The sequence below is a fragment of the Brucella sp. GW823-FHT04E01 genome (genome assembly GCF_058796175.1).
Genome location: NZ_JBXAIK010000002.1, coordinates 681,442 through 706,340 on the forward strand (window position 1 = coordinate 681,442; position 24,899 = coordinate 706,340).

Sequence of the window (24,899 nt, forward strand, 5' to 3'; positions counted from 1 at the left end):
GTGAACAGCCGATCCACGACACGCGCTGTTGTCTGTGCCTCATACTCGGCACTCGCAGCCAGCCCCCTGGTCTCGGTTGCAACTGCAAGGTGGGAAATCCACCAGCCAAGGCAAGCCACTATAGCCAGCCACGCTATGGATACGCCCAATGTCATAGGCGATAGAATTTGACGCAGCGGCGGCCTGATTTTGACCTTTTCCCGGGTCAAACAGCTTTTAGACATAAGCGGCGATACCGTTCAGATTTCTAGTTGTTACTGTCAGCCGGATTATCTGGATTATCGACCTCACATCCGACGCCATGGCAGCCGACGTAATTCCCTTGTGTATCAAAGTTTGGATTGCCGTCCTTGTCGAACTGAGGCCTGGCATCGATCTGTCGTTCCTCGCGGCGGCGCGTTCCCTTTTGCGCTCACGGTCGCGCTGTTCTTGAGCATAAATGCGATCTTGAGCGCGTTGTTCATCCTCATCGTGGCGTGCGCTCTGTTCCATCATGCAGTTTGCGAAAGCGTCAGTGCCGGGCCTGAAACCGAAGGAGGTACAGGTTTCCTGGTATACTTCATCTGCGGTAACGCAACCGGCAATCGCCAAGGGTGCAAGCGCAAGCAGTAAATGTCTGGGTTTCAGGCCTGTCATTCAATTCTCCCATTGGACGGTAGGAAAAGTATAAAATGATTCAACGCATTCGAATGTTTTCCATGCCGGAGCGCCAGTTTCGGGAAATATCAAAATGTTATAGTGATACGAAGTCTATCCACGAACATGAAAATTCGTCGTGGATCATGTAATATTTGCAGAACGGCTGGCTGCACGGTTCTTGCTAATCTGGACTATCAACCAGACAGCCAACTCCGTGGCAGCCGATGTAATTGCCGTGAGTGTCGTAGTTTGGTTCCCCGCTTCTGTCGAACTGGGGCGTCGTATCGATCTCACCAGAGTTTTCCGGTCGGTCGACATTGCATCCAATGCCGTGACAACCGTTATAGTCGTCCGTATCACGGTGGTTGCTTGTCGTGTGATGGTGCTTCTTCGGATGATCGGTCAGCATTCCTTCAACAATAGCACCCAACACCGCGCCTGCCACGACCCCGCCGACATCATGGCCTCGATGATCGTACTGGCGGGCCCCCGGATCAAACCCGTCGCCACGACCGTGATGATAGCCACCCACATCTGCAAACACACCCGCACACCCTTGAGCGACCCATATATAGCGGCTTTTCGGGTTATATCCCCATGTGCGGTTTAATATGCAAGAGGCACTCGATGTTTGATGAATGAGTTGGGGTCTCGACAGGGGGCCAGCATAGCATTCATCATATTTATAGTCTCTGGATCGGCACTCTACTGTCGTTTGAGCCGGGGCTTCGAAAACGACGGGCGGTGTGAATGTCGCACCAGCCAAAACAATTGCAGCTATTGTCCATCTAGACATCATCAACCTCCAGATACGGGGAAATTTCTGAGCAACTGGCTCGCGGATTCTCATTCCTTTAGAAGAACACATTATTTTATATATTGATATCCCATCAATAGACTGTTTTGTAGAATGCTGAAAATTAATATTAATGTAAATAATATTAGATAATACTGATATAACGTGGTGCAGTCCGTCGCAAATGCAATTGAACAGGCAGGATGACGAACTGCCTCTAGCTCGGGCGATTTTTGAGCTGCGGAATTAGCACAGAAACGCTATCGGCGCCCTCAATCGGCACGAGACGTGTGTCTTAGTAGATCCAGGATTGAGTTTGGGAACGAAGCATTATGCATGGCAAAACGTGTGTTAACGGCTCGCTGATAGACACCTCGACTCGCAGTTGGATCGAAGGATAAGGCGGCAAATGTCGAAAAAAAAGAATGGCAGCGAGGCTAAATCCGGTCAGGACGTTATTGTTTCAACTGATTTTGTCGAGGAGCGCCTCAGGAATGATTTCTGGCGAGAGGCTTCTCGGCCCTTTTATGAAACGACACCGATCCCAGGAAACGGAAATAATCGACTGGAGGGGGCGATAAGGTCTCGCGAGATAGCCGGGTTCACTTTTGCGTCTGTTACATTCAACTCCCAACGATATAATCGCGACCGACGTATAATTGCATGGAGCGGTCTGGATCAATTCCTCGTTGCGGTTGTGAAGGGAGGAGAAATCCGGGGCAACGTCGCGAACAACAGCCTGATGGCACGAGCCGGGGATATCTGTATCCTTGATCTAACGCAAGTTCTTCAGAGCGACGTGAGCGCAGGCGGCACCCTGTCTGCACTTATACCGCGCGGAATTCTGGCGAAGGCGACAGGGCATGCAAATCTGCATGGTGTTGTACTGCAAGCCCATCTTCCGATGACGCAATTGATAACTGCTTACCTCGAGGGGTTGAATGGCCTGAGCGAACATCTATCGAATGACGAAATTGTCGCTGTCCAGGAATCGTTGGTTACGATTCTGGGCGCTGCCTTGCGAGGTTTGCGCACAGTTAAAGATGAAGAACTCCGCCCCTTAAGTATTGCATTGCGCCAGCGGGTTCTGGATTTTGTTGACCGGAATCTCAATAATCCCGAACTTAGCCTGGACTTGATCATTCGCCGTTTCAATGTCTCACGCGCGCATCTCTATCGTGCGTTTGCGGAAGACGGCGGCATTGCGGGCGTGATCAGGGACCGCCGCCTCGATGCAGCTTTTCTTGAGATAACGCAAACAGACATAATTCCGCGATCTATTGCCAAAATCGCATTTGAACACGGATTTTCGAGTACTGGCCATTTCTCACGCTGTTTCCGTATACGTTTCGGTTTGATGCCCGGTGAAGCGCGGCGCGAGCGGTTGTCTGAGCCGCTTGTTCCGGAACTTCGCGCACATTTGTTAAGATTCGGAATTGGCGTTGAGAGAATACCCCCGATGAGACCACCGGGCTATAAAAGTGAGACATCTAGATGATGCACCGTAGGCTTTATTGCTATAGGAGGTGTGGACCGGGAGGCATTTGCTTTCAAGGAGCAATTTAGCTCCCCTTCAACTTGTTCTCACGGATCTGTATGCCAGAAAGCAACCGATGCCGGTAACGTCGTGAATACTTGAGATTGACAATGTCAGATATCTTACGAAATCGCCCAAATTTTGACGAGAGACGTGGAAAAGACGAAGCCGCCAGTATCCCACTCGTATATCTGGTCGATGATGACGACGACTTCCGCGAGGAAATGGTCTTTGGTCTAGCGAGCCTCGGCTTTGGCACTCATGGATTTGAGTCCGCTGCAGCTCTTTATCGAGCATATGCAGCAAAGCCGGCAGACATCGTTATTCTCGACGTCGGATTGAAAGGGGAAAACGGGCTATCTGCGGCCGCGCATTTGAGATCATCCCAATCAGTCGGAATTATTATGGTGACAGCTCGCGGTTCTATTGATGATCGTATTAATGGCCTTGAATCAGGTGCAGACGCATATCTAGTCAAACCCGTGGATATACGGGAACTCGCGGCAACTGTAATGGCTGTCTATAACCGTCTGGAGAGGTCCGTAGCTGTTACTTCGCCGTGTCTATCTCCTGAATGGGTGTTGGTGGAAAGCGGCTGGGTCATTACCGATGGCCGGGGGCATCGTCTGCGGCTCACGACATCCGAACAACGGATCTTGAGCCGTTTGCTGGATGAGCGCGGTGCAATAGTTAAGCGGCACGATCTGATTGTTGCGCTCGGAGAAGATATTTATGAGTTCAACTATGCTCACCTGGATACCATTGTGAGCCGCCTCAGACGGCGGGCCAAAAATGCCGGTATCGTGCTCCCTTTGCATGCAATTCGCGGGAAGGGCTTTACCTTCGCCGATTGAAAGCGGTGCTGTAGTTCGATGGTAAAGTCGAAACACGCTTAGAGCCGGACGACCTGACCTCCATGGGCATCGGGCCCGCCCGGTCAGGCGCTCGAAAATGTACGGCGGCGGGTGCGGGGCTGGCCGAAATCGGATTCGTCCTGGGGGTACAGCGGGGAAACCTCCGCGATTAGTTTGGACGTGAATTCAAACCGACTTCCTTTCGCTTCTTCTTTTCCACGGAATACGCGACCCCATCCCCTCAAATCATCCGGCGTCGAACTCACATGACCGGGGACTAACGGCAGCTTGCCAATACCTTGTTGAATTATCTTTTGCTGGACTTCACGAACCGGTTTGCCGCTGCGGTCGTGTCCATTTCCTTGCGACGAAAGTAAATTGCCCGACCGCAGCGGATCGGGCGGTGCCCCTGTACAATAATGATCTGTTCATCCTTGCGCATTGACTGAGTAACCTCATGCGGCATTATAAGCGGTCGACGCTGGAGATTGATGCATTCAGATGTTCGAGAAATTTGGCTCTTGTCCCATCCTGTGGCGCGTGATCTGTTCTTCACTTCTACCGTCATCTCCCCGCATTGCGCCGACACATTCCGCGCGGTATCGAGCGCCTTGATCGCAGCGTAGCTTACGAATGCGCATCCATCGATCCATGAAACTGCACCATCTTTGCCAAAATGGCGTTCCAACTGGCCAACGGACTGGTACATCAGCATTAAGCTGATCCCGTATTTGCGTCCCCGATCACGTGCCTCTTCCATTATGCGCATGTAGCCAAGCAGATCGACTTCATCGAGCATGAACAAAACGCGTCGCCGGAATGCGCCGTCCGCCTCGATCATTGCATTGATTAAAGAGCCGATGATTACTCTTCCGATTGCCGGGTAGGAGCGAAGGATCGATGCAGGGATATTGAGAAATACGTCTTTTTCGCCTTCAGCTATCTGTGCTGGTTTAAAACTGTCTCCGCAGACAAGGGACGCGTAATTTGCGAGGGATAGCCACTGGGTGTCCTTCGATGCCGTAGAGTAAACGCCTGAAAATGTCTGCTCAGTCATGTTGACGAAAACGCCAAGCGTCTCGCGAATAAATGTCGAGACGGAATTTTCCTGAACGTCACGCAGCATGGCAAGAACCGACGTCTCCGGTTCGGAAACAATTTGACGCAGGCTGTGCAGATTGCGCCGCCCGGAAAATTCTGGCGATAGCATTACATGCGCCAGGAGTCCTGTTAGCAAATTGTGTGCCTGACTCTGGAAAAAAGACCCCGTTGAACTTTCAAGGCGAGCGCTTTCCGACAGCAGCATATGTGCGAAGCTGACGATGTCTTCTTCTTTTTTTATCGACGTTTCGATCCCGTCAAGAACATTGAAACCGTTAACCGGGTTGGCGGGGTCGAGCACCACGACGTCTCGCCCGAGCCTTTTGCGGCGATGTTCGATTACCATCGATGCAACCTCGGATGACGGATCCAGGCAAACGATCGGACCACTATAGACAAGTGCTGTAGGCACGACATTACTTGTCGTTTTAAATCCACCTGATCCCGCAAAAAACAGCATATGGGTTGAATCGAAATTCTGATTGTAAGTCAGGAGTGGAGCTTGTCCGCCGCGCCCCCAGGTAGACGGATCGACTGGATCGAAAGGCAGTTCATGGATGAGTTCCTTGTCGACACGATAGCGCTCGCCAACAACGATTTCGCCGTCCGCAGGAAAGAGCCGTGCCGCCGCCGACATCGGTAACCAGTCTGCATCTCCAAAGATTCCGCGACGTGCGCGCTTCACCGTTTCGGGCACAACGCTTGAGATGCGCACGGATACCGCTGAAACAACAAAACCAATTGAGACGCTAACCAGGGTAACCATATCGAGGAATGATAGAGCCTGATCCCATTGCAGGACTCCGCTTTCTACGAAAGGGGAGATGCGGGTGATCTCGCGCCGCGCGTAGAAACCCACAATAAGCAGAAAGCAAAACAGGCTGACCATGGCGACCGGTCGGCGCCGGTGCAGCGGAAGCAAGCAAACCGTCAGCAGTGCCCCAAGTGGCCCCGATAGAAGCACGAGTGCAGGCGCAGCACGGATAAACCAGTACTGGAGCTTTCCTGACAAGCCTGCGGCCAGTTCGGTCCAAAACCAATGCGCGACATAAAAGGTAAAGCCAGAAAGAACGACTGGCACCAGAGCGACAAGCAGACCCGCGAGCGGTATTGCTCTAACCATCAAATGCGGTCTCCCTGGTTTGAGTCTGGATTTTCTTCTGGCACTTCAGACCTGAAGGCAATTTCGCCAATTTTGCGCAAACGGCAATATTCGGGTGTTCCGGGTGAAAGTTTGGCCAGTTCCAGCAGTCCTCCTAACAGGAATGCCCGGTCGACCATCGACAAGCCAGCCCGCACGACAATTGCCCCCAGCAGGCGTTTGCTCCGCGCTTCTGTCTTCCGATCAATTGTCTTGCTGGACATATGCCGTTGCTCCAGTGTCGCCATTCTGGCTCTTCAGAGGATAAAAAGCCTTGCTGTAAGGGGTTGCTCTTGTGGGTCTTGCAAGGAGACGCGCCGTTCGTTCAAACATCCTTTCCGTCTGGACAACGGGATCACCTGGCCAGTCGTCGTGCGGGCCGTTTAATACGGTGAGCTAGTTTTAATGTTCATAGTTTTTTATGTTCATGCGACATTCTTCAATTTCGCGTCTATCATTCTGTCAGGAAAATCAATGCGCATTTGTGGACCTCTCTGTTCGAGGCGGTAGAGATTGTAAATTTGACTGATTTAAAAAAGATAGTTAAATATGTTTTCACATTCAAGCCCCCTGGATGAAACGGTGCAACTCGTGAAGGGAGGCGGAGAAGTGCCGAGTCAGCTGCCCGGGTAATCATGGGCTTTCACACGTATTGACTGACGGTCAGGAGAACATTGTGGCAATCATGTTCGTGCGAGCGCAGATGATCAGCAGGGGAGCGGGACGCAACATCATCTCTGCTGCCTCTTATCGTCATCGCACCCGGATGAGAGACGAACAGACCGGAACCTTGTTTAACTATCGCGGCGGCGACGATGATTTGGTCCATGAAGAACTGGTGTTGCCGGAAGATATTCCAGCGTGGCTGAGGTCGGCAATCGAAGACAAGACTGTCGCTGAAGCAAGTGAGGTGCTGTGGAATGCTGTCGATGCATTTGAGACGCGGGTGGATGCACAACTTGCCCGTGAGTTGATTATTGCTCTGCCGGAGGAACTGACACGGGCGGAGAATATCGGTTTGGTTCAGGAGTTCGTCCGGGACAATCTGACTTCGAAGGGTATGATCGCTGACTGGGTCTATCACGACAAGGGCGGCAATCCACATATTCACCTGATGACCGCATTGAGGCCGCTGACCGAAGAAGGGTTTGGTCCCAAATATATGCCGGTTCGCCGACCCGATGGGAAACCACTACGTGAGGTAAAATCAAATCGCCATAACGGGGATATTGTTTATACGTGTTGGGCGGGTAACAGGGAGACGATGAAGGCATGGAAGATCGCCTGGGCGCAGACAGCCAGCCGGTATCTGGCACTGGCTGGCCGTGACATCCGCCTTGACGGTCGTTCCCATGCCGAACAGGGACTTGAGGGGATTGCCCAGCGGCATCTGGGACCCGGAAAGTCGGCGATGATGCGCAAGGGCGCCGAGATGTATTTTGCACCCGCCGACTTGGCGCGTCGGCAGAAAATGACCGCCCGGCTGCTTGCCGATCCGGGGCCTCTCCTCAGGCAGCTTGGCAATGAGCGCTCCACTTTTGACGAGCAGGATATCGCAAGGGTCATCCACCGCTATGTCGATGATCCGGTAGACTTTGCCAATATCCGTGCACGGCTGATGGCCTCTCCTGATCTGGTGCTGCTCAAGCCGCAGCAGGCCGGCCCGCTGACTGATCCGATGACTGGTCGTGTGAATGGCCGGGTGGCTGGCGAGGCAAGGGAACCGGCAATCTTCACCACCCGCCAGATCCTGCGCACCGAACATGACATGATGCGTTCAGCCGATACCCTGTCGAGGAGGAAGGGGTTCGGGATTTCGGACGCAGGACGCGCAGGCGCAGTGCGTTTCGTCGAAGGGGACAATCCGCTGAAGCCGTTCAGGCTGGATCCCGGGCAGATTGAAGCCATTCGGCATGTGACGGACGACAGCGGCATCGCTGCCGTCGTCGGTCTTGCCGGTACGGGCAAGTCGACATTGCTTGCAGCTGCGCGCTTTGCCTGGGAGAGCGGGCATCATCGTGTCCTGGGTGCGGCCCTTTCCGGCAAGGCTGCCGAGGGGCTGGAGGAGAGTTCCGGTATCAGGTCGCGAACGCTTGCTGCGTGGGAGCATGCCTGGAATAACGGGCGCGACCGGCTGATGCGCAGTGACGTCCTCGTCATTGACGAGGCAGGCATGGTCTCCTCGTTGCAAATGGCACGTATGCTGGATGCTGCAGAAAAGGCTGGCGCAAAGGTTGTTCTGGTCGGCGATGCCATGCAGCTTCAGCCGATCGGGGCCGGTGCGGCTTTCCGGGCAATAGCGGAACGGATCGGTTCCGCCGAACTTGCCGGTGTGCGCCGGCAACAGGACCAATGGGCACGCGATGCTTCAAAACTCTTTGCTCGCGGGAGGACCGGGGCGGGGCTGGAAATTTACGCCAGACGCGGGCATCTGGTCGAGGCGGAAACCCGGGATGAACTGGTCAGCCGTCTGGTCAGTGACTGGGCCGATGCGCGGCGGAAAATGATCATGCCATCACAGCCGGGACGGGGCGTGCGGCCAGGGATGGGGCGTACGGAAGCAGAAGGCAGCGGCCAACTGCGGGGTGATGCGTTGCTGGTGCTGGCGCACACCAACAGGGATGTCCACAGGCTGAATGAAGCCTTGCGCAGGGTGATGCGAGAGGAGGGAGCGCTCGGTGCCGCGCGCAGCTTCCGGACAGAGCGGGGCATGCGGGAGTTTGCTGCTGGCGACCGGATCATCTTTCTTGAGAACGCCCGTTTCCTTGAACCGCGTGCAGGGGGAAACAATCCGCAATACGTCAGGAACGGCATGTTCGGCACGGTGGTCTCGACCGGCAACGCATTCCGCGCGCCGCTGCTTTCTGTCCGGCTCGACAGCGGCAGCGAGATTGTTCTGAGTGAGGACAGCTACCGCAACATCGATCACGGCTATGCGGTGACAATCCACAAGTCGCAGGGCGCGACTGTCGACCGGACCTTTGTGCTTGCCAGCGGCATGATGGACAGGCACCTGACCTATGTGTCCATGACCCGTCATCGTCACAGGGCTGATCTTTATGCTGCGCGCGAGGACTTCAGGCCCGGGCCCGGACGGGAGGACAGGGCCCCTGTTGACCACGCGAAGGGGATCATCGGCGAACTGGTCGAAACCGGGGTGACAAAATTCCGGCCCGGGGATGAGGATACGAATGACACGCCCTATGCTGATGTGAAGGTTGAGGGCGGGAAGGTCCATCGCCTCTGGGGTGCCGGTCTGCCGGCGGCCCTGTCGGCTGCGGGAGCTTCCAGAGGGGATATGGTTACGCTTCGCAAGGATGGCGTCGAGACCGTGAAGGTAAAAATTGCAGTTCCTGATGCGCAAGGCGGTGAAAGGCGCTTTGAGGAGCGCACGGTCGAACGCAATGTCTGGACGGCCAAGCTGCATGAAACCATAGATGTCCGCCGCAAAAGGGTTGCAAGCGAAAGCCACACACCGGAATTGTTCCAGCAACTGGCCAGGCGCCTCGGGCGTTCGGGCGCCAAAACCACGACGCTGGATTTTGCTGGTGAGGCTGGCTACCAGGCACATGTCCGGGACTTTGCCCGCAGGCGTGGCATCGACGCACTTGCCGAAGTGATGGCCGAAACAGGGGCAGGGGCAAGACGCCAGATGGCGTGGCTGGCACAAAAGCGCCAGCAGGTCGCAAATCTCCGGGAGAGGGCAAGTGCGGCGCACGGTTTGGCAATCGATCGGGAACGCAGGATTTCTTATCATGAGAGGCAATCCGCAAGATTCCCCATACAGAATCCGACAGCCCGGATGTCCGTGGATCGAAATTCTCCGGGTTCGTCCCGGACCCGGCCGACTGGCAATATCGGGCAGGACCCGGAAGCCCGTTCCATACCGCCGCTGCTTTCTGCCGTGACAGGGTTTACAACCCCGGTGGAGGTTGAGGCGCGCGAGAGGGCATCCGCGGCAGCCCACTACCGCCATAACCGAACAGCACTTGCCAAAACGGCCTCTCATCTCTGGCGGGAACCCGCCAGTGCTGTCGATACGATCGAGGCACTGATCCGGAAAGGCATTGCGGGCGGGCGGATTGCGGCAGCCATTGCCAATGATCCAGCGGCCTATGGCGCCCTGCGCGGCTCCAGTCGGCTGAGGGACAGGCTTCTGGCCGTTGGCCGCGAGCGAAAGACAGCACTGGAAGCCGTGCCGGATGTGCAGGCAAGTGTCCGCTCGCTGGGGTCGAGCTGGGCGTCAGCCCTGAAGGCTGCAACAACCGCAATCGCCGCAGAGCGTCAGCAGATGGCAACCGCCATTCCAGGATTGTCAGAAGAGGCTGGCGAACAACTCCGTCGCATCACAACTGCGATGCAAAAGAAGCACGCGCGGCTTGATGCCCTCGCCGGTTCACTCGAACCGCATATTCGTCGGGAGTTTACAAGCGTCAGCCGCGCCCTTGATCTCAGGTTCGGGCGCAACGCAATCCTGCGCGGCGACCGTGACAACGTCAGTCGCGTGCCTCCCGCACAACATTCCGTCTTCGAGGGGCTTCAGGACAAGTTGAAGATTTTGCAGCAAACAGTTTCGACCGCCAGGGCCCAGGAAATTGCAGCGATACGTCAGAGCCAGAAACTCGACCGCGGTCAAGACTTCCGGCACTAACCTGTTTGCGAAGTCCAGAGCCGATCCATTTCGTGCCGTTTGCCCCGGACTGTTGCAACATATGAACTGTGTCGACGGGATCGGGTTCTGCATGAGGTAAAATTCGACCGTGTGACAAATCTCTTCACTTTGATCTATCTTGACATTCAACCTACTGGAAGGTAGGTACTGAGTATGAGCAATTTGTCCACCACTTCCGATGATATTCTCGCTTGCGCCAAAACCTTGATCATGTCGGGTGGGTATAATGGATTCAGCTACGCGGATATCGCCAGCGTCGTAGGCATTCGCAAGGCCAGTATCCATCATCACTTCCCGAGCAAGGTCGATCTGGTAAAGGCACTAATCGTGCGGCATCGTGAAGATACAGAAGCAGGTTTTGCCAATCTCGAGAGCAAAGTCGATGATCCGCTGGAGCAACTGCAGGCTTATACTCAATACTGGAGTGCGTGTATCACAGACGGGAGTGCGCCATTCTGTGTAGGGGCGCTTCTGGCAAGCGAAATTCCTGTATTGCCACAGGAACTTGCTTCTGAGATTCAAAACTATTTCAGATCGTTATCGAGATGGTTGACATCAGTCCTCACACGCGGCGCAAGACAGGGCCGCATTCGCTTGATCGACTCCCCTGACATCGAGGCAGAAGCCTTTGCTGCTACCGTTCACGGAGGGATGTTGTCAGCGAGAGCCCACAGCGATCCGAAGATGTTTTCGCTTATAGTTGAACCAATGCTTCGCAGACTGGCTGCGGCACAGTGATTTCGATCAAAGCCTGATCATGCTCGGTAGTCAGGCTATCAATTGGCAGGGAGGTGAATGCGGCGACCCCGTTATCCAGCTTGCAGCCATCACCGCATTGATATTTCGAAACATGCCGGGCGCAGGCAATGCCTGGAATGAATATCGAAATGTTGCGTGCCTGTTTCTGGAATGTCGCTGTCACGACGGTGCTTCTCGTCGGCCAGTTGTCGGAACGCCGAGCGAATTTTGGGAAGGATGACAGTGGTGAATGTGGATGGATGCAATCAGTATGGCTGGAATGGTTAATCGACCGTCCTAATCAATGAACGGGTTTACCCTCAAACCTATCTACTAGTAGGTTGTTATCTTTACAGGAGCTTTGGTTATGTTTGGAATTTCCCCGCTCGGCTGGGTGCACACGATCGGCAGTTTGCCTGCCATTCCCCTGGCCATCTACATGTTCGTCCGCTACGGGCGCATTTTGCCCCGGTCAAAATCCGGCGGCCTTTATTTTGTCTCGATGCTTATAGGTGCTGGCACAACATTTCTCGTTGCACGCCAGCAGGTCAGCTATGTTATCGGTGCTGCGACGATGGTTCTGCTGATCGCCGGCTATGCAATCGGTTACAGTTCAGTCTTCGGTCGTGCGACCCGCTATCTGGAAACAGTCTTTCTAAGCTTGACTGCCTTCCTGCTAATGGTGCCGGCGGTAAGCGAGGTATTGCGGCGCGTACCAGATGGTCATCCATTTGTGACCGATCTCAAATCCCCGTTGTTGCTGGGCGCGCAGGGCAGTCTTTTGATCATCCTCATCACAGGACTGACAGCTCAGCTTATCTATCTGAAAAAACAAAACAATCGGTGATCGCGTGGATGGCATGTTTCTCCTATCCACGGAATGAGGTTCAAAGACCACGCGGAATAATGAGCTCTGTCGGTATCATTTCGGGTGGGTTGTTCGTTTGAACGGACTCGTCCAGAAGTTCAAAGGCGCGTTCGATCATTGCCTGAACATTTTGCCGGACCATCACAACCGGGAAGTGGAGAACTTCGATGAAGGGGTCCCAGTCGAAACATCCGATGGAGCACTCCCGGACCTCGTCAACCGGCAGCGTCTTGAGAAAACTGACGACGCCCTCAAAAGGGCTCGTCGAGTTGACGAACAGTGCCTCTGGCAATCCATTCAATTTTTTATAAATATCGCGGATGGTTCTCGCGGCGGCATCGGGACCATAACCATTCGTGATTATGGCGTCGGAGTGAACGGGGAAGTTCAGCGCAGCCAGTTCATCCTTATACCCGCGCACACGTGCGCGGGTGTTGTGGTCACTATCCACGCCACCGATGAAGTAGAAGCTGTTTTCCGTTCGATGAGACCTGCGGCTGGCAATCTGATGCGTCAGTACGCGGGCACCGTCATAGTTGTCACTGATTACGGATGCGCCATGCTTTCCGGGAAGATCCACGTTTATATGTTTCAGATGAGCCTTTTCGCAGAGTTCGGCGACACTGTCCGGATCGGTTGCGCCCGCGATCAACAAGGCGTCGACATTGTGGGCAATCAATGTTTCCACGGTGCTGCGTTCCTGCTGCGGGTCGCGTAATGTGCTGGCTACAACGGGGATAAGATTGCGTGAGCGCGCCACCGTCTCAAACGATGCGGCCATGGAGCTGAAGTATCGGTTGTCCAGCATAGGCAAGATCATGCCGATCATGCCGGAATTGGATATGCGCAACCCGCGTGCCTGAAGGTTGGTGGTATAACCGAGTTCGCTCGCTATTACTCGAATTCTGTCGGCTGTTGCTTTGGTAATTCTTCGATTTTCCCATGAACCATTCATAACCGAAGCAACGGTCGACGCGGATACACCAGCGCGCTCCGATATATCGTAAATGGTTACTTTCCGGGGGATGCTCATCAGGCCTGCTTTGCGTCTGGGTCGGGTCCCGATCTTAGCGGTGCGATAGCGTTTGCTGCAAGTAGGGGAAGGCGTAATCCAATCTATTCCTCTGTCATTTTCCTCTTGACCAGATGCAGGATGTTGAGCGATGGTTATGTTGCACTATCGATGGTGCAACATGATTGTATGCCGAGAGGAGCGGTGCACACATGCCGAAGCCAGGAACGGCTTCCCATCATGCGTCACAAGCCCCGTCAGCATTGCTCGATTTGATTGGTGCGCCGCAAAGCAATGCGGCGCCAAAATGCCGGAACTCCAGGGAACTGGAGGTCGCTATAGGGAGAACATATGGGGTGGAGTAGCGATATAAAGTTTGTCTGCAAGATTGTGTAAAATACAAAATTGAAAACCCAATGGGAGTGAGACATGAAAAATATGTTTGGTAAGGCAGCCTTTGCTGCGGTGGTGCTATCGTCGTTCGCTGGCAATGCTCAGGCGGAAGTGAAGGACGCAGTGGTCGGCTTTTTAATGCCAGACCAGGCATCGACGCGCTATGAGGAGCGCGATTATCCGGGCTTCGCTGCCGAGATGAAGAAAATCTGTGAAAGCTGCAAGGTGCTTTATCTCAATGCCGATGGTGATGCGAGCAAGCAGCAGCAGCAGTTCAACTCGGTCATATCGCAAGGTGCAAAAGTGATAGTGCTCGACGCGGTCGATACGGCAGCGGCAGCCTCGCTGGTCAAGCTCGCCCAGTCGCAGGATATCAAGGTCATTGCCTATGACCGTCCGATCCCGGATGCGACGTCTGATTTCTACGTGTCGTTCGACAATGAAGCCATCGGCAAGTCGATTGCGGAATCGCTGGTAAAGCACCTGAAGGACAAGGGTGTCGCGGGTGACAAGGGCGGCGTTCTGCAGATCAACGGTTCGCCAACCGATGCCGCTGCCGGTCTCATCAAGAACGGTATTCACGCCGGTCTGAAGGACAGCGGTTACAAGACGCTCGCCGAATATGACACGCCTGAATGGGCGCCGAGCAAGGCTCAGCAGTGGGCTAGTGGCCAGATCACCCGCTTCAATGACCAGATCGTCGGCGTTGTCGCTGCCAATGACGGCACTGCAGGCGGTGCGATCGCAGCCATGAAGGCGGCAGGCATCGATCCGCTACCACCGGTTACCGGCAACGATGCGACGATTGCAGCACTTCAGCTGATCATTTCGGGCGATCAGTACAACACGATCAACAAGCCATCTGAAATTGTTGCCGCAGAAGCCGCGCGCGTCGCGGGTCAGCTTCTGAACGGCGAAACTCCGAAGGCCGAAGCCACGCTTTATAACACTCCGTCGAAGCTTTTCGTTCCAGTGGTGGTGACCGCCGAAAACCTCAAGGCTGAAATTATCGACAAGAACATCGTTTCCGCAGAAACGCTTTGCGTCGACCGTTATGCTGACGGCTGCAAGAAGCTTGGCATCACCAACTGACCAACGACGCGCCCGGCCGGTTATCCGGTCGGGCAGTTTGATGTGCAATGGCATATCCTGCAATATGCCAGGGAAAGTGAGATCATGTCCCAAGATCACGAAGCCGCTGCGTCGTCGCGGCAGCCAGTGCTGCGTCTAAGCGGCATATCCAAGAATTTCGGTGCCGTTTCAGCGCTGACAGATATCGATCTGGAAGTCTTTCCGGGCGAAGTTGTCGCTCTTGTCGGTGATAACGGAGCAGGAAAGTCCACCCTGATCAAGACACTGGCAGGTGTCCATCAACCGACATCCGGCAGTATCGAATTTAATGGTGAGAAGGTTGTGCTTTCGTCGCCGGGCGTTGCGCTCGATCTCGGCATTGCGACAGTCTTTCAGGATCTGGCGCTGTGCGAGAATCTCGACGTGGTCGCCAATATTTTCCTTGGCCGCGAAATGAGCCCCTATCGGCTTGATGAAGTGTCCATGGAGATCAAGGCGTGGAAGCTTCTGAACGAGCTTTCCGCCCGCATCCCGAGTGTACGCGAGCCGGTCGCCTCCCTTTCTGGTGGCCAGCGCCAGACGGTTGCGATCTCGCGCTCGCTGTTGCTTGATCCCAAGCTCATTATGCTCGACGAACCGACGGCAGCCCTTGGCGTTGCGCAGACTGCTGAGGTTCTCGATCTTATCGAGCGCGTCCGTGACCGTGGGCTCGGTGTCTTGATGATCAGCCACAATATGGAAGACGTTCGTGCTGTCGCGGACCGCATCGTCGTGCTGCGGCTTGGCCGAAACAATGGTGTTTTTTACCCGGATTCCTCAAACGAGGAGCTGGTCGCAGCCATCACCGGCGCAAGCAGCAATTCCGTTTCCCGCCGTGCCGAACGGCGTCAGGCGCAGCATGAAACCGGTCAGGCCCATGATCGGGGAGAAGCATAATGAACCAGGCAACCGGAAATACCCCTCTCGATCGCCAGGACACCCGCGTGCGCCATGATGAAGGCGTTTCGGGCGCGCTGCGCAATTTCTTCGACCGTGTCCGGTCGGGCGATCTTGGATCGCTGCCGGTCATCATCGGTCTCGTCATCATCTGGACCGTTTTCCAGACGTTGAACCCGGTTTTTCTGTCGAGCAACAATCTCGTAAACTTGCTGTTCGACTGTTCGACTATCGGCGTGATTTCGCTGGGTATCGTCTGCATTTTGATGCTGGGTGAAATCGACCTTTCGGTCGGTTCGGTTAGCGGACTTGCGTCAGCCATTGTCGGCGTGCTTTGGGTCAATCATGGCTGGCCTGTTGGCGTTGCAATGCTGGCGGCGCTGTGCACCGGCGCGTTGATCGGCCTGCTTTACGCGTTCCTCTATAATCGCTTCAGCATGCCAAGCTTTGTTTCCACACTGGCCGGTCTGTTGGCGGCGCTTGGCCTTCAGCTTTATCTGCTGGGCAATACCGGCTCGATCAACCTGCCTTATGGTTCCTGGCTCGTGAGTTTCGGCCAGCTTCTGGTTATGCCGCGTCCGCTGTCCTATGCGTTGGTGCTGATTGCCGGACTTGCGATCTTCTTCACCGGGTTCCGCTCTGCGCAGCGCCGCCGTGAAGCCGGTCTGTCAGCGCCGTCGTCGCTCGGCATAGCGCTCAAGGCCATCGTCATCACAGTCATAGTCGGCGGTGCTGTGTTTTATCTCAACCAGTCGCGTGGTGTGCCATGGATGTTCGGCCTGTTCGTGGCGCTGGTCATCGCGATGAATTACGCACTCACGCGTACCCAGTGGGGGCGCGCGATGCAGGCAGTCGGCGGCAACCGCGAAGCCGCACGCCGTGCTGGTATCAATGTGAAATTTATCTATATGTCGGCTTTCATGACCTGTTCGGTTCTGGCTGCAGCAGGCGGCATTCTGGCCGCAGCTCGCCTTGCTTCTTCCAGCCAGCAGGCAGGCACTGGCGACGTCAACTTGAACGCGATTGCAGCAGCGGTCATCGGCGGCACTAGCCTCTTTGGCGGACGTGGTAGCGCCTGGTCGGCTCTACTTGGCATTATCGTCATCCAGTCGATTGCCAGCGGTTTGACGCTGCTCGATCTGTCATCGTCGCTTCGCTACATGATTACTGGCGCTGTGCTCGCCATCGCCGTGATTGTCGACTCCCTCGCCCGCCGCTCGCGCCAGTCGCACGGTCGCGCCTAAAACTTTAAGGACTGAAAAATGGCTCAGGATCTCAATGGAAAAATCGGCGCCGTTACCGGTGCTGCCTCTGGCATCGGCTTCGAATGTGCAAAGCACATGTTAGAAGCGGGAATGACGGTGTTTCTCGTCGACCGTGACGAGAAGGCGCTTAATGCAAAATGCGCCGAGCTTGGCGATAAAGCCAGACCGCTGGTCATTGATCTGCTCAATCCGGCATCAGTCGCCACCATGATGCCGCAAATACTCGACCAAGCGGGCAAACTCGACGTATTTCACGCCAATGCGGGTGCCTATATTGGCGGACCTCTTTGGGAAGGTGACCCGGATGCATGGGACCGCATGCTGAACCTCAACATCAACGCGGCTTTCCGCACCATTCATGCGGTTCTGCCACATATGATGGAACGAAAGACCGGGGATATCATCATGACAAGCTCTGTCGCAGGTGTCGTGCCGGTCATCTGGGAGCCAATCTATACCGCATCCAAACATGCCGTTCAGGCTTTCGTTCATACGGTTCGCCGTCAGGTTGCGCCGCACGGTATCCGCGTTGGTGGCGTTCTGCCTGGTCCGGTGGTTACCGCACTTATTAGCGACTGGCCGAAGGCAAAGCTGGATGAAGCGCTGGCTAATGGCAGTCTGATGGAACCGAAGGAAGTCGCGGAATCGGTGATGTTCATGCTGACCCGCCCGCGCAACATTACCATTCGCGATCTGGTCATCCTTCCACAAAGCCTCGATCTGTAAATGGGAGCGACCATGACCAGCTATTATCTGGGCGTCGATGTCGGCACCGGCAGCGCTCGCGCCGGTCTTTTCGACGCTAGCGGTACCATGCTTGCTTCGGCCAAGCGCGATATCACCATCTGGCGTGAGGCGGGCAGCATTGTCGAGCAGTCGAGCGTCAATATCTGGCAGGCTGTTTGCGAAAGCGTGCGCGAAGCCGTCAAGACTGCCGATATTGATCCGACGGACATTGCCGGTATCGGCTATGACGCGACATGTTCGCTGGTTGTGCTGGGCGAGGGTGGCAAGTCGCTTGCAGTCGGTCCGTCCAACGATCCAGCGCGCGATATTATTGTGTGGATGGATCATCGCGCCGTTGGCCAGGCAGAACGCATTAATGCGACCAAAGCCAAGGTTCTCGACTACGTTGGCAGCACCATTTCCCCCGAGATGGAAACGCCGAAGCTGTTGTGGCTCAAGGAAAACAAGCCGGAAACCTTCGCTGCTGCATGGCAGTTTTTCGATCTTACCGATTTTCTCACATGGAAATCTTGCGGCAGCCTTGCCCGTTCGGCCTGCACGGTCACCTGCAAATGGACCTATCTCAGTCACGAAAAGCGCTGGGATGAGACCTTTTTCCGTGAAGTAGGCCTTGGCGAACTGGCGGACGAAAATTTTGTCCGCATCGGCACGGACGTTCGACCCGGTGGCGAGAGTCTTGGCGGCTTGAGCGAACAGGCCGCGGCAGAACTCGGTCTTATGCCGGGCACAGCTATTGCCGCTGGCCTGATCGACGCTCATGCGGGCGGGATCGGTACGGTCGGAGCACGCGGTCCGGAGGGCCGGATATTGTCGCGCATGGCCTATGTGTTTGGCACGTCGGCCTGCACCATGACGACCACCGAACAGCCGGTTTTCGTGGATGGTGTATGGGGTCCTTATTATTCGGCGATGGTTCCGGGCCTGTGGCTTAACGAGGGAGGACAATCGGCAGCGGGTGCCGCTATCGATCATCTGATCCACATGCATCCTTTCGCGAAGGAAGCGGAGAAGCAGGCAACCGCCCAAGGCAAGGGATTGGTCGACATTCTTGCTGCAGAAGTCGATGCGAGGGGAGGCCCTGAAGAGGCAGCTGCCATCATTGGCGACATTCATGTCGTGCCGGAGTTCCTCGGTAATCGTGCACCGTTCGCGGACCCTGATGCGCGCGCAATCATTGCCGGGCTAGATCTCGATGCCGGGATCGACAGCCTTACTGCACTTTATTTGGCCGGGCTGTGCGGCCTTGGCTATGGTGCGCGGCAGATCGTGGAGGCCCAGAAAGCAAAGGGTATCGCGACCGATACTATCGTCGTCTCGGGTGGGGCTGCACGGTCGCACCTGGTGCGACAGGTGCTTGCCGACACGACCGGTCTTGTCATCGCCGCCTCGACTTCGCCCGAACCTGTTCTGCTCGGCTCTGCAATGCTGGGTGCGGTCGCGTCGGGGGCTTACCCTGATCTTGCATCGGCCATGGACGCCATGTCGGAACTTGGAGAAGTTAACAGGCCGGATGCCGGGCTGGCCAGGTGGCACGACCAGCGTTTCGAGGCTTTCACACTTTTGCAGGCAACCGCTCGCAAAATCCGCGTGGTTCAACTGAGCTAGATTGTTCCCGGCACGTAGGCAGTTCCGGTTGCATGATCTGCGGTCGGGTCTGACAGCCCCGACGACAGCGAACATTGAAGACTGTACACGCAGAAATGGATGCTTCTTCACGTTCAGGGCTTCGACAGCAGGCTGTCTGTCTTGCGGGGCTGCTTATGCAACTCAGGTCGCTTCTCAATGATCTTGGCTATGCCAGGCGCATTGCCAAGGGACTGAACAATCTTCTTGAGATACGAAAGCGTTTCAAGGATGACTCGCTGCGAAGCCTCTTGGAGATGTTTGACGAGGATACTGCGCTGGTGGCCATCTAAGGCAGGACGGAAATGCCGATTTCAGTTCGAGCCATGGCTGGATTTCAACCATCGCCAATTTCCCAGACTGCAGCACCGGCAATCATTCCAGCACCGGCGGCCGAAAGAAGCAGCCGTTCGCCTGACTGAAAAGGCTGCGATTTCGATGCCAGTGATAGCGATAGCGGGATTGTCGCCGCCGACGAGTTGCCGAACAAAGCAATCGATCTGGCGGTAATGGAGGCAGGCAGGTGCAACTGGTCGCAGACCGTGTCGGTGATCCGCGCATTGGCCTGATGGGGAAAGAACCTGTTCACATCGGTGGCACTAAGCGCTGCCCGTTCAAGCGCGTCGGTTGCGCAACGCGACATCATACGAACGGCCTGCGTAAAGACGGCCTTGCCGTCTCGCATGGTCATTCTTGTCTCGGCAGCGGGAATGGAAATCAGCCCGTAATTTCCGCCATCGGACATGAGCGCCGATCCACGCAGTCCAGCATGTGGATCGTTCGATGGTGCAAGCAGGACTGAACCAGCGGCATCGGCAAAGAGAATTGCTGTGTTGCGCTCCTCCATACTGATCCGGCGGCTCAATATATTGGCTGCCACGACCAGAACCGGCTTGCGGAAGTTTTTGACAAAGCCGTCTGCCAGAACAAGCGCATAAAGGAACCCGGAGCAAGCGCCTGCAAGATCGATCCCGCCGCAGTTTTCCAGCCCCAGCTTGTGAGCGAGAAGCGGCGCGGAAGGTGGCAGGAGATGATCGGGCGTTGATGTCGCGAGAATGACAAGCGCCACCGAATTGTGCGGAACACCGGCATCCTGGAGAGCCATTTGTCCCGCCTTCATCGCCATGTCCGTAAGAGTTTCATCCGGTGCCGCCCAACGCCGTTCGCGAATGCCGGTGCGCCTTTCGATCCAGCCAGTATCCAGTCCGAGACGCTGCTCCAGTTCATCATTTGCAACTCGGCGGTCTGGCACGTAATGGCCGAAACCCGCCATACGGCTCGAAATACTCATCGCGCTGCCGTCTCGATCATATCAGCCGCCGCATGAATCGCGTCATAGGCAAGGTCCAGATCAAGTGGCGTTACGCAATAGGGGGGCATCAGATAGATCACGTTGCCGAGCGGACGCAGAAGCACACCCCGTTTTCGGAAGAAGGATTTCAATTGCGGCCCAGCATCGGAAAGGTAGCCGGTTTTTTCGACCGCGAGGTCAAGGGCGGCGATGGTTCCTTGCTGGCGAACATTGGTGAAACGAGGATCATCCTGAAAACGCGATAGCCTTTCCGAGTGCAATTGCCCCAATGTCCTGATGCGATCCGCGACGGGTTCCGTTTGCCAGACTTCTATATTTGCACGTGCTGCCGCGCAGGCAATCGGATTGGCCGTGTAGGAACTGGAATGAAAGAATGTGCGGCTGCGATCATTCGAAAAATGCGCATCGAAGATTTCAGCCGTGCTGAGCGTTGCGGCCAGCGGAAGAGCGCCGCCGGTAATGCCTTTGGAAAGGCAAAGAATATCCGGTGAGGTGGATGCCTGTTCGCAGGCGAACATGGTGCCCGTGCGTCCCCATCCTGTCATCACTTCATCGGCGATCAGCAGTGTTCCGTATTGTTGCGTGATCCGCCGGAACTCGGCGAGCAGGCGAGGAGGATAGATTTTCATTCCGCCTGCACCCAGAACAAGCGGTTCCAAGAGCAGAGCGGCAACCTTGCCACTCCGGCAGAAGTGCTCCAGCGCATCGAGTGCTTCCTGCTCCCGCCCCACCGATGGAAACGGAATGGTGTCGACCTGAAACAGCAGGGGGGCATAGGCGGAGTTGAACACACCGCGCGCACCGGTGGACATGGTGCCAATCGTATCGCCGTGATAGCTATGCTCCAACACTGCGATGCGTGAACGCGGTTTGTTTCTATTGTGATAGAAGCCGAGCGCCATCTTGATAGCGACTTCGACTGCTGTGGAACCGCTGTCGGAATAGAACACATGGGCGAGGCCTTGCGGGGTGAGTTTGACCAGTTCTTGCGCCAGCTTTTCTGCCGGTTCGTGAGTGAATTCGGCAAAGATGATCTGATCGAACTGGTCCAATGCGTCCCGGATCGCCGCCATGATCTTTGGGTGACGGTGCCCATGTGTAATCACCCACCATGACGATATGGCATCGAGCACCGAACGACCGGTTTCATCCTGCAAATAGGCACCGTCAGTTTTGACGATCCTGCGGAAAACCGGTTCTGTGGCATGCTGGGTGAAGGGATGCCAGACAGGAGACGAACGTCCGTTCATTCGGAAGCCTCGTAAAAAGCGCTCATATTGAAATGCTCGCGAAACGCATGGCGGAGCGTGTCCGGGTCAAGTTTCGCAAGGTGGGGCAGTCGCCCCAGTCTGCGAACGCCGCTCAGTTCCGGGATGATCTGCTCGGTATCCGGTTGAGGATCGCCGATGAAGGCAATACCGAGCACGGGAATATTGCGCCGGTTCAATGCTTCAAGCGAAAGCAGTGTATGATTGATGGTTCCGAGGCTGGTTCTTGCACAAAGGATGATCGGCTTTTGCCAGCGTGCAAAGACATCAATGAATGTCGTGCGGCGTGTCAACGGTACATGCAATCCGCCTGCGCCTTCGATTACGAGAGGTGCATGGACCGATGGAACATCCAAGGCGTCCGCATCAATTTCCACTCCGTCGATCTGTGCTGCAAGATGCGGCGAAGCGGGCGTATTCAAGCGCCAGCACTCCGGAATGATGTTCTGGCGTGAGAGCCCGGTAAGCTGGACAACCGTTTCGCTATCGGTTGTTTCTTCCAGCCCCGACTGAACCGGTTTCCAGTAATAAGCACTGAACGCATCTGCGAGAGCTGCGGAAAAGACGGTCTTGCCGATACCCGTATCGGTGCCGGTAACGATCAAAGTGCAGTTCATATCAATTTCTCCGCCATGATCGTGGCAAGGTATTCGAACATGCGCGTTATCGTGGGTTCATCGACATTGAGCGTGATGGTGATGCGCAGGCGCGCCGTGCCGACAGCCACTGTTGGCGGGCGTATGGCGCGTATGTCGAAGCCCTTGGCTTGCATGCGATGTGCGATACGCAAGGTGCGGTCGGCATCGCTAATGACGAGCGGCAATATCTGCGTTCCGCTGCCGGCTTTGCCAAAGTGATCGGCGAATTGCGCATTGGCAAATGCGATAAGCCGGTGCAATTCACGCCGACGATATTGTTCGGCGATCATGGTTTTCAGCGCAATCCGTGTTGCGGATACTTGCAAGGGCGAAGGCGCAGTCGAATAGATGAATGGCCGTGCGCGATTGACGAGAAAATCGCGAAGGACCGGATGTGCTCCAACCAGCCCGCCGGAGCTGGCCATTGCCTTGCCGCAGGTATGCAGCGTGATAATGTTCTGTCGGCCTTCCAGTCCGGTAGCAAAACCGCGTCCATCTGGCCCGTGCACGCCCGTCGCGTGGGCTTCGTCGATGAAAAGAAAAGCGCCGTGGTGGTCTGCTATCTCGATGAGATCGGAAAGCGGCGCGATGTCACCATCCATAGAATAGAGGCTTTCCACCACAATCCACGGCGTGCCGCGTCCGCCCTTTTTGCGCCATGTGCAGATTGCTCTATCGAATGCATCCGCATTGTTATGCGGGATGGAAACGGTTTCGGCCTTTCCGGCCCGCATGCCTTCACGTGCGCTGGCATGGATCAGTTCGTCATAGGCAATCAGATCGCCGCGTAACGGCAAAGTCGAGAGAACTGCTAGATTTGCCGTATAACCGTTATTGAAATACAGCATTGAAGGTGCACGAAAACAGAAAGCAGCTTCAGCCTCCAGAAGTTCGTGTTCCGGGTGATTGCCGCGCAACAGCCGGGAGCCGCCAGCCCCGGTGGCAAGGCCGTTTTCCAGCTCGGCTATCAATGCATTACGGATCGACGGCGATGCGGCAAGACCCAGATAGTCATTCGAGCTGAAATCCGCACCTCTGTTATCGGCAAGTGCGCGCAGATGCTGCCGCCGCTGTAAGTTTTTCAACTTCGCAGCGTAACGGGCCAACGGGTTGGTGCTCATGCATGGGCATCCAGTGCATCGGCGGTCAGGCCAAGCCGTCGCATGAGGCTTGTGTCGCGATCTTCGCCCGGATTGGCGGCGGTCAGCAGCATGTCGCCAATAAAGATCGAATTTGCGCCTGCGAAAAAGCAGAGTGCCTGCATTTCATCGCTCATCGAACTGCGCCCCGCTGTCAGCCGGACATGCGATTGCGGCATCATCATGCGGGCAAGGGCGATGATGCGGACAAAGGCGATAGGATCGACGGGCGATGCTTTCTCCAGCCGTGAACCGGGCATCGGGATCAGCATATTGATTGGCACGCTTTCCGGTGGGATGGGCAAATTTGCCAGCGTCACCAGCATTTCGATGCGATCGTCTTCGGTTTCTCCAAGGCCGAGAATGCCGCCGCTGCAAACCTTGATCCCTGCTTCCCGGACATGGGTGAGCGTTTCCAGTCGATCATCGAAACTGCGCGTCGTGATGACCTGCGGATAAAACCGCTCCGACGTATCGATATTGTGGTTGTAATAATCGAGCCCAGCCTCCGCAAAGGTCTGCGCCTGATCCGGGTTCAACATGCCCAGTGTCATGCAGGTTTCCAGACCAAGCGCTTTCACCTGTTTGACCATCTCGACAATCGCGGGCTCATCCCGCGTCTTCGGGCTGCGCCAGGCCGCACCCATGCAATAGCGGGTTGCGCCGCTATCCTTTGCCTTTTTCGCTTCCTCGAGGACTGTATCCAGACTCATCAATCTGGAAGCTTTGAGACCCGAAGCGTGATGTGCCGACTGGCTGCAGTAGCCACAATCTTCCGGGCAGCCGCCCGTCTTGATGTTGAGCAGTTTGCTGAGCTGAACGCGGTTCGGATCGAAATTGGCACGATGAACGCTTTGTGCCTCCAAAAGGAGATCGTTGAACGGAAGTTCATAGAGCAGACGCGCGCTTGCGAGCGTCCATGCATCCTGTTCCGATTTGGACGCCGTTTTCTCAGCGCCCTCCGGGTTCGATTGCACCGTATTGAGCATGCTTTCTCCATTTTATCTATAAAAATAGAAAGAATCTATGAAATATAGATTATCTGCATGAGTATCGGTGACTCAAGCTAAAATATTATAGATAATTATGGATTGCGCATAATGATGCACTGCGTTGTGACTGTGCCAGAACGCAAAACGCCGCGATCAT

The 24,899-nt window shown here is 55.5% G+C and carries 21 protein-coding genes and 1 pseudogene; 12 read left to right on the forward strand and 10 right to left on the reverse strand.

The window, feature by feature from the left end; all coding sequences use genetic code 11:
* Positions 1-820: 820 nt before the first annotated feature.
* Positions 821-1,507, reverse strand: a complete 687-nt coding sequence (locus AC1RHM_RS08615; protein WP_492332509.1) for a DUF3011 domain-containing protein — start codon at positions 1,505-1,507, stop codon at positions 821-823.
* 337 nt (positions 1,508-1,844) lie between these two features.
* On the opposite strand from AC1RHM_RS08615, the gene AC1RHM_RS08620 reads away from it, so the two are divergent.
* Both AC1RHM_RS08620 and AC1RHM_RS08625 read left to right on the forward strand, forming a co-directional pair.
* Positions 1,845-2,933: a helix-turn-helix domain-containing protein gene (locus AC1RHM_RS08620; RefSeq protein WP_151895785.1), complete on the forward strand. Its 1,089-nt coding sequence runs from the start codon at positions 1,845-1,847 to the stop codon at positions 2,931-2,933.
* Positions 2,934-3,082: 149 nt separating this feature from the next.
* The gene (locus AC1RHM_RS08625) at positions 3,083-3,826 is read left to right on the forward strand and encodes a response regulator transcription factor (RefSeq protein WP_151895786.1); all 744 of its coding nucleotides are present in this window, start codon (positions 3,083-3,085) and stop codon (positions 3,824-3,826) included.
* Between the two features lie 307 nt (positions 3,827-4,133).
* Here AC1RHM_RS08625 and traG read toward each other — a convergent pair whose 3' ends face one another.
* Both traG and AC1RHM_RS08635 read right to left on the reverse strand, forming a co-directional pair.
* Complete coding sequence (gene traG / locus AC1RHM_RS08630) at positions 4,134-6,050, reverse strand: Ti-type conjugative transfer system protein TraG (protein ID WP_151895880.1); 1,917 nt, start codon at positions 6,048-6,050, stop codon at positions 4,134-4,136.
* Entirely contained in the window at positions 6,050-6,292 is a 243-nt protein-coding gene (locus AC1RHM_RS08635) for a conjugal transfer protein TraD (RefSeq protein ID WP_010661827.1), read from the reverse strand. The genes traG and AC1RHM_RS08635 overlap by 1 nt, the downstream gene beginning before the upstream one ends.
* A gap of 452 nt (positions 6,293-6,744) precedes the next feature.
* Here AC1RHM_RS08635 and traA point away from each other — a divergent pair, with 452 nt between their 5' ends.
* From traA to AC1RHM_RS08655, 4 genes are all read left to right on the forward strand, one after another.
* The gene (traA, locus tag AC1RHM_RS08640) at positions 6,745-10,719 is read left to right on the forward strand and encodes a Ti-type conjugative transfer relaxase TraA (protein ID WP_151895787.1); all 3,975 of its coding nucleotides are present in this window, start codon (positions 6,745-6,747) and stop codon (positions 10,717-10,719) included.
* A 174-nt stretch (positions 10,720-10,893) separates the two neighbouring features.
* The gene (locus AC1RHM_RS08645; RefSeq protein WP_029928293.1) at positions 10,894-11,478 is read left to right on the forward strand and encodes a TetR/AcrR family transcriptional regulator; all 585 of its coding nucleotides are present in this window, start codon (positions 10,894-10,896) and stop codon (positions 11,476-11,478) included.
* Between the two features lie 137 nt (positions 11,479-11,615).
* Entirely contained in the window at positions 11,616-11,786 is a 171-nt protein-coding gene (locus AC1RHM_RS08650) for a hypothetical protein (RefSeq protein ID WP_155243279.1), read from the forward strand.
* A gap of 59 nt (positions 11,787-11,845) precedes the next feature.
* Complete coding sequence (locus AC1RHM_RS08655) at positions 11,846-12,325, forward strand: hypothetical protein (RefSeq protein WP_029928289.1); 480 nt, start codon at positions 11,846-11,848, stop codon at positions 12,323-12,325.
* Between the two features lie 40 nt (positions 12,326-12,365).
* Here the strand turns inward: AC1RHM_RS08655 and AC1RHM_RS08660 are convergent, their stop codons facing one another.
* Both AC1RHM_RS08660 and AC1RHM_RS08665 read right to left on the reverse strand, forming a co-directional pair.
* Positions 12,366-13,175, reverse strand: coding sequence for a substrate-binding domain-containing protein (locus AC1RHM_RS08660; RefSeq protein WP_235819941.1), 810 nt, complete (start codon positions 13,173-13,175; stop codon positions 12,366-12,368).
* 96 nt (positions 13,176-13,271) lie between these two features.
* Positions 13,272-13,379 (reverse strand): annotated as a pseudogene (locus tag AC1RHM_RS08665) (transcriptional regulator); the annotation flags it as partial.
* Positions 13,380-13,796: 417 nt separating this feature from the next.
* Between AC1RHM_RS08665 and AC1RHM_RS08670 the strand changes: the two are divergent.
* From AC1RHM_RS08670 to AC1RHM_RS08695, 6 genes are all read left to right on the forward strand, one after another.
* Positions 13,797-14,843 (forward strand): ABC transporter substrate-binding protein, encoded by a 1,047-nt coding sequence (locus AC1RHM_RS08670; RefSeq protein WP_235817422.1) that lies wholly within the window; start codon positions 13,797-13,799, stop codon positions 14,841-14,843.
* Positions 14,844-14,927: 84 nt separating this feature from the next.
* Positions 14,928-15,758 carry an ATP-binding cassette domain-containing protein gene (locus tag AC1RHM_RS08675; RefSeq protein WP_029928283.1) on the forward strand — a complete coding sequence of 277 codons (831 nt, stop codon included), beginning with the start codon at positions 14,928-14,930 and terminating at the stop codon, positions 15,756-15,758.
* Positions 15,758-17,002 (forward strand): sugar ABC transporter permease, encoded by a 1,245-nt coding sequence (locus AC1RHM_RS08680; RefSeq protein ID WP_036582542.1) that lies wholly within the window; start codon positions 15,758-15,760, stop codon positions 17,000-17,002. The genes AC1RHM_RS08675 and AC1RHM_RS08680 overlap by 1 nt, the downstream gene beginning before the upstream one ends.
* Positions 17,003-17,020: 18 nt before the next feature.
* Positions 17,021-17,749, forward strand: a complete 729-nt coding sequence (locus AC1RHM_RS08685) for an SDR family oxidoreductase (protein ID WP_151895788.1) — start codon at positions 17,021-17,023, stop codon at positions 17,747-17,749.
* A gap of 12 nt (positions 17,750-17,761) precedes the next feature.
* Positions 17,762-19,375 (forward strand): FGGY-family carbohydrate kinase, encoded by a 1,614-nt coding sequence (locus AC1RHM_RS08690; protein WP_010660776.1) that lies wholly within the window; start codon positions 17,762-17,764, stop codon positions 19,373-19,375.
* A 155-nt stretch (positions 19,376-19,530) separates the two neighbouring features.
* Positions 19,531-19,686 carry a hypothetical protein gene (locus AC1RHM_RS08695; RefSeq protein WP_155243308.1) on the forward strand — a complete coding sequence of 52 codons (156 nt, stop codon included), beginning with the start codon at positions 19,531-19,533 and terminating at the stop codon, positions 19,684-19,686.
* Positions 19,687-19,730: 44 nt separating this feature from the next.
* Here AC1RHM_RS08695 and AC1RHM_RS08700 read toward each other — a convergent pair whose 3' ends face one another.
* The 5 genes from AC1RHM_RS08700 to bioB are packed head-to-tail and all read right to left on the reverse strand — an operon-like array spanning position 19,731 to position 24,739.
* Complete coding sequence (locus AC1RHM_RS08700; RefSeq protein WP_080641737.1) at positions 19,731-20,684, reverse strand: beta-ketoacyl-ACP synthase III; 954 nt, start codon at positions 20,682-20,684, stop codon at positions 19,731-19,733.
* On the reverse strand, positions 20,681-21,955 hold the full coding sequence (locus tag AC1RHM_RS08705; RefSeq protein WP_036582533.1) for an adenosylmethionine--8-amino-7-oxononanoate transaminase: 1,275 nt from the start codon (positions 21,953-21,955) through the stop codon (positions 20,681-20,683). The genes AC1RHM_RS08700 and AC1RHM_RS08705 overlap by 4 nt, the downstream gene beginning before the upstream one ends.
* Positions 21,952-22,590, reverse strand: a complete 639-nt coding sequence (bioD, locus tag AC1RHM_RS08710; RefSeq protein WP_010660779.1) for a dethiobiotin synthase — start codon at positions 22,588-22,590, stop codon at positions 21,952-21,954. The genes AC1RHM_RS08705 and bioD overlap by 4 nt, the downstream gene beginning before the upstream one ends.
* Positions 22,587-23,732 carry an 8-amino-7-oxononanoate synthase gene (locus AC1RHM_RS08715; protein ID WP_094514995.1) on the reverse strand — a complete coding sequence of 382 codons (1,146 nt, stop codon included), beginning with the start codon at positions 23,730-23,732 and terminating at the stop codon, positions 22,587-22,589. The genes bioD and AC1RHM_RS08715 overlap by 4 nt, the downstream gene beginning before the upstream one ends.
* Positions 23,729-24,739: a biotin synthase BioB gene (gene bioB, locus AC1RHM_RS08720; RefSeq protein WP_010660781.1), complete on the reverse strand. Its 1,011-nt coding sequence runs from the start codon at positions 24,737-24,739 to the stop codon at positions 23,729-23,731. Before bioB ends, AC1RHM_RS08715 begins: the two co-directional genes overlap by 4 nt.
* Between the last annotated feature and the right edge of the window lie 160 nt (positions 24,740-24,899).